Source organism: Salinisphaera sp. RV14 (genome assembly GCF_052044135.1).
Classification (GTDB): Bacteria; Pseudomonadota; Gammaproteobacteria; order Nevskiales; family Salinisphaeraceae; genus Salinisphaera.
The window spans coordinates 1-5,556 of record NZ_JBQDYF010000038.1 but is presented as its reverse complement, the minus strand read 5'-3'; the positions used below and the strand labels follow the sequence as shown (position 1 = coordinate 5,556).

General features: G+C 53.8%; 2 tRNA genes and 3 rRNA genes. All 5 read right to left on the bottom strand.

Annotated elements, in window-relative coordinates:
* Nucleotides 1-24: 24 nt before the first annotated feature.
* Nucleotides 25-140, bottom strand: a 5S ribosomal RNA gene (rrf, locus tag ACS8Y6_RS18230).
* A 68-nt stretch (nucleotides 141-208) separates the two neighbouring features.
* Nucleotides 209-3,104: ribosomal RNA gene (locus ACS8Y6_RS18225) — 23S ribosomal RNA — on the bottom strand.
* Between the two features lie 148 nt (nucleotides 3,105-3,252).
* Nucleotides 3,253-3,328, bottom strand: a tRNA-Ala gene (locus tag ACS8Y6_RS18220).
* Between the two features lie 21 nt (nucleotides 3,329-3,349).
* Nucleotides 3,350-3,426: transfer RNA gene (locus ACS8Y6_RS18215), tRNA-Ile, on the bottom strand.
* A gap of 91 nt (nucleotides 3,427-3,517) precedes the next feature.
* A 16S ribosomal RNA gene (locus ACS8Y6_RS18210) occupies nucleotides 3,518-5,059 on the bottom strand.
* The 16S, 23S and 5S rRNA genes sit together here with 2 tRNA genes alongside, the layout of an rRNA operon.
* Nucleotides 5,060-5,556: the final 497 nt, after the last annotated feature.

Genomic DNA, 5,556 nt, shown 5'->3' with positions numbered 1-5,556 from the left:
GTGCGACGGGGCTTTTCATTTGGAGCCTGGCGGTGACCTACTCTCACATGGGGAGACCCCACACTACCATCGGCGCTGAGCGGTTTCACTTCCGAGTTCGGAATGGGTTCGGGTGGTTCCCACACGCTATGGCCGCCAGGCAAACTGGAACAATCGGGTTTGTAATCGAACACTGCCTTGGCTCTGCGCAGAAGCGCTTGAGCGTTATATGACCAAGCCTCACGGGCGATTAGTACCAGTCAGCTGAATACGTTGCCGTACTTACACACCTGGCCTATCAACGTCCTCGTCTCGGACGACCCTTAAGAGCTCTCAAGGAGCTAGCGAGATCTCATCTTGAGGTGGGCTTCGCGCTTAGATGCTTTCAGCGCTTATCCCTTCCGTACGTAGCTACCCGGCAATGCCACGGGCGTGACAACCGGAACACCAGAGGTACGTCCAACCCGGTCCTCTCGTACTAAGGTCAGATCCTCTCAAATCTCGAACGCCTACGGCAGATAGGGACCGAACTGTCTCACGACGTTCTAAACCCAGCTCGCGTACCACTTTAAATGGCGAACAGCCATACCCTTGGGACCTGCTTCAGCCCCAGGATGTGATGAGCCGACATCGAGGTGCCAAACTCCTCCGTCGATGTGGACTCTTGGGAGGAATCAGCCTGTTATCCCCGGCGTACCTTTTATCCGTTGAGCGATGGCCCTTCCATACAGAACCACCGGATCACTAAGACCTACTTTCGTACCTGCTCGACCCGTCGGTCTCACAGTCAAGCACCCTTTTGCCTTTACACTCGTTGCACGATTTCCGACCGTGCTGAGGGTACCTTTGCACTCCTCCGTTACTCTTTAGGAGGAGACCGCCCCAGTCAAACTACCTACCATACACTGTCCCTGATCCCGATAAGGGACCCAGGTTAGAACCTCGAACATTTCAGGGCGGTATTTCAAGGGTGGCTCCACGCCGGCTAGCGCCAACGCTTCAATGCCTCCCGCCTATCCTACACAAAAATATTCAAGATCCAGTGCAAAGCTGTAGTAAAGGTGCACGGGGTCTTTCCGTCTTGCCGCAGGACCACTGCATCTTCACAGCAATTTCGATTTCACTGAGTCTCGGGTGGAGACAGTGTGGCCATCGTTACGCCATTCGTGCAGGTCGGAACTTACCCGACAAGGAATTTCGCTACCTTAGGACCGTTATAGTTACGGCCGCCGTTTACCGGGGCTTCAATCAAGAGCTTCGCGTAAAGCTAACCCCATCATTTAACCTTCCGGCACCGGGCAGGCGTCACACCCTATACATCCACTTACGTGTTAGCAGAGTGCTGTGTTTTTAGTAAACAGTCGCAGCCACCTGGTCTCTGCGGCCCCTTTCAGCTCAGACCGCAAGGGCCTTCACCTAACAGGGGCGTACCTTCTCCCGAAGTTACGGTACCATTTTGCCGAATTCCTTCACCCGAGTTGTCTCATACGCCTTAGGATTCTCACCTTATCCACCTGTGTCGGTTTGGGGTACGGTCTGCTTAACCTGAAGCTTAGAGGTTTTTCCTGGAAGCCTGGTATCAACTGCTTCGCGCCCTTGGGCACTCGTCATCGCTTCTCGGCATTAGCCTTCCGGATTTGCCTGGAAGACCTGCCTACAAGCTTAAACCGGGACAACCATCACCCGGCCAGCCTAACCTTCTTCGTCACCCCATCGCAGTTAAGCGAGGTACGGGAATATTAACCCGTTTCCCATCGACTACGCCTTTCGGCCTCGCCTTAGGAGCCGACTCACCCTGCGCCGAATAGCGTTGCGCAGGAAACCTTGGATTTTCGGCGGGCAGGTTTTTCACCTGCCTTATCGTTACTCACGTCAGCATTCGCACTTCCGATACCTCCAGCAAACCTCACGGTTCACCTTCACGGCCTACGGAACGCTCCTCTACCACTTGCCATGAATGACAAGTCCGCAGCTTCGGTGCATGGCTTTAGCCCCGTTATATCTTCCGCGCGGGCCGACTAGATCAGTGAGCTATTACGCTTTCTTTAAAGGATGGCTGCTTCTAAGCCAACCTCCTGACTGTCTGTGCCTTCCCACATCGTTTGCCACTTAGCCATGACTTGGGGACCTTAGCTGGCGGTCTGGGTTGTTTCCCTTTCCACTACGGAAGTTAGCTCTCGCAGTGTGTCTCCCGTGCTTAAACTTGCCGGTATTCGGAGTTTGCCTCGGTTTGGTAATCTCTTATGAGACCCCTAGCCGAAACAGTGCTCTACCCCCGGCAGTCATACACGAGGCGCTACCTAAATAGCTTTCGAGGAGAACCAGCTATCTCCGGGCTTGATTAGCCTTTCACTCCTATCCACAGTTCATCCCCTAATTTTTCAACATTAGTGGGTTCGGGCCTCCAGTCGGTGTTACCCGACCTTCACCCTGACCATGGATAGATCGCCCGGTTTCGGGTCTACTCCCAGCAACTCGTCGCCCTATTAAGACTCGGTTTCCCTACGCTTCCCCTATCCGGTTAAGCTTGCTACTGAGAAGTAAGTCGCTGACCCATTATACAAAAGGTACGCCATCACCCATCCGAAGACAGGCTCTGACTGCTTGTACGCACACGGTTTCAGGTTCTATTTCACTCCCCTCACCGGGGTTCTTTTCGCCTTTCCCTCACGGTACTGGTTCACTATCGGTCGACAGAGAGTATTTAGCCTTGGAGGATGGTCCCCCCATGTTCAAACAGAGTTTCTCGTGCTCCGTCCTACTCGATTTCACTTCGAATGCCCTTTCGTGTACGGGGCTTTCACCTTCTATGGCGTGCCTTTCCTGGACACTTCCACTAGAACAATCGAAGCTTAAGGGCTGCTCCCGTTTCGCTCGCCGCTACTCAGGGAATCTCAATTGATTTCTGTTCCTTCGGGTACTTAGATGTTTCAGTTCCCCGAGTTTGCCTCCCATGGCTATGTATTCACCATGGGATACTTGCCTCGCAGCAAGTGGGTTTCCCCATTCGGAAATCTCCGGGTCAAAGTCTGTTTGCCGACTCACCGAAGCTTATCGCAGGCTGCTACGTCCTTCATCGCCTTCTGTCGCCAAGGCATCCACCGTGTGCGCTTGGTCACTTGGTCATATAACCTCAAGCGCTTCCGCGCTCAAAGTCTATGAGCAACTCATATATTCTTCGCTAAAAGAATACAGTGTTCGATTACAATCCGATTGTTAAAGAGCGGTGATCGAAATCACAACAAACGATCAATCGTTTGTTCTGATCTCGAATGGTGGAGCTGAGCGGGTTCGAACCGCTGACCCCCTGCTTGCAAAGCAGGTGCTCTCCCAGCTGAGCTACAGCCCCAGGGTCATGTCGCCTGAAAACTGGTGGGTCTGGGAAGATTTGAACTTCCGACCTCACCCTTATCAGGGGTGCGCTCTGACCAACTGAGCTACAGACCCAAAGCTATCGCGGCAACGCCGCCATGACTGACCGCTAACGTGTAAGTGACTTGTGTGGGCACTCCCATGGGACAACGTAAAGCCGTTCTCTAAAGGAGGTGATCCAGCCGCAGGTTCCCCTACGGCTACCTTGTTACGACTTCACCCCAGTCATCGACCACACCGTGGTGACCGTCCTCTCCGAAGAGTTAGACTAGCCACTTCTGGTGCAGCCGACTTCCATGGTGTGACGGGCGGTGTGTACAAGGCCCGGGAACGTATTCACCGCAGCATTGCTGATCTGCGATTACTAGCGATTCCGACTTCATGTAGTCGAGTTGCAGACTACAATCCGGACTGGGACAAGCTTTATGGGATTGGCACCCCTTCGCAGGTTCGCAACCCTTTGTACTTGCCATTGTAGCACGTGTGTAGCCCTGCCCATAAGGGCCATGATGACTTGACGTCATCCCCACCTTCCTCCGGTTTGTCACCGGCAGTCTCCTTAGAGTGCCCAACTTAAGGCTGGCAACTAAGGATAGGGGTTGCGCTCGTTGCGGGACTTAACCCAACATCTCACGACACGAGCTGACGACAGCCATGCAGCACCTGTCACTGTGCTCCCGAAGGCACTCCTCTGTCTCCAGAGGATTCACAGGATGTCAAGGGCAGGTAAGGTTCTTCGCGTTGCATCGAATTAAACCACATGCTCCACCGCTTGTGCGGGCCCCCGTCAATTCCTTTGAGTTTCAACCTTGCGGCCGTACTCCCCAGGCGGAGAACTTAACGCGTTAGCTGCGACACTGATCGACTATGTCAACCAACGTCTAGTTCTCATCGTTTACGGCGTGGACTACCAGGGTATCTAATCCTGTTTGCTACCCACGCTTTCGAGCCTCAGCGTCAATATTGGCCCAGAAGACTGCCTTCGCCATTGGTGTTCCTCCACATATCTACGCATTTCACCGCTACACGTGGAATTCCGTCTTCCTCTACCATATTCTAGTCACGCAGTTTCGAGTGCAATTCCAAGGTTGAGCCCTGGGCTTTCACACCCGACACACGCGACCGCCTGCACTCGCTTTACGCCCAGTAATTCCGATTAACGCTCGCACCCTCCGTATTACCGCGGCTGCTGGCACGGAGTTAGCCGGTGCTTATTCTGCAGGTACCGTCAATACGCTCGGTGTATTAAACCGGCGCTTTTCTTTCCTGCTTAAAGTGCTTTACAACCCTAAGGCCTTCTTCACACACGCGGCATGGCTGGATCAGGCTTGCGCCCATTGTCCAATATTCCCCACTGCTGCCTCCCGTAGGAGTCCGGGCCGTGTCTCAGTCCCGGTGTGGCTGATCATCCTCTCAGACCAGCTACTGATCGTCGCCTTGGTAGGCCGTTACCCCACCAACTAGCTAATCAGACGTAGACTCATCTTTTAGCGCGAGGATAGAAGAGCCCCGCTTTGCTCCGTAGAGATTATGCAGTATTAGCCTGGGTTTCCCCAGGTTGTCCTCCACTAAAAGGCAGATATCTACGCTTTACTCACCCGTCCGCCGCTCGTCAGCAAGGTGCAAGCACCTCCTGTTACCGCTCGACTTGCATGTGTTAGGCCTGCCGCCAGCGTTCAATCTGAGCCAGGATCAAACTCTCCAGTTTAATTACTTCTCAACTGGTGCACGATTGATCCAATCGTGCGAGTCATCCCAAGCTTGTTGCTTTGGATGCTCTATAGGGCTTGGCTTAACGCCACCCCACAGGAGCACCCACACAAGTCACTTACAAGTTGTTAAAGATCTGCCATCTGCACCGATCAAACCATGTTGCTCGATCTGCGCCTGAAGCGTTGCAAGAGCGCGTATTCTACGCCGTTCCAACACCCTGTCAACTGCTTTTTCGATTTCCTCGAAATCGCCGCTGACCCACTTTCGGTACCGCCCCAGGGCGGCCCTCCAGTCTGCAACAAATCAACCGAATCAAGCAAATGCTTTTTTCTTCGATCCGTCGCCCCAGCCCGCCGATCCGCCTTCAACAAGACGTCCCGGAAAACTGCCCCGCTCCGCTCTCAACCCCGGCGCCGTGGCGCCTTCAAAAAGGCTTGCTGCGTTGCGAGAGGGCGCATTCTAGACCTTCGCCGATACGTGTCAACAAGTTTT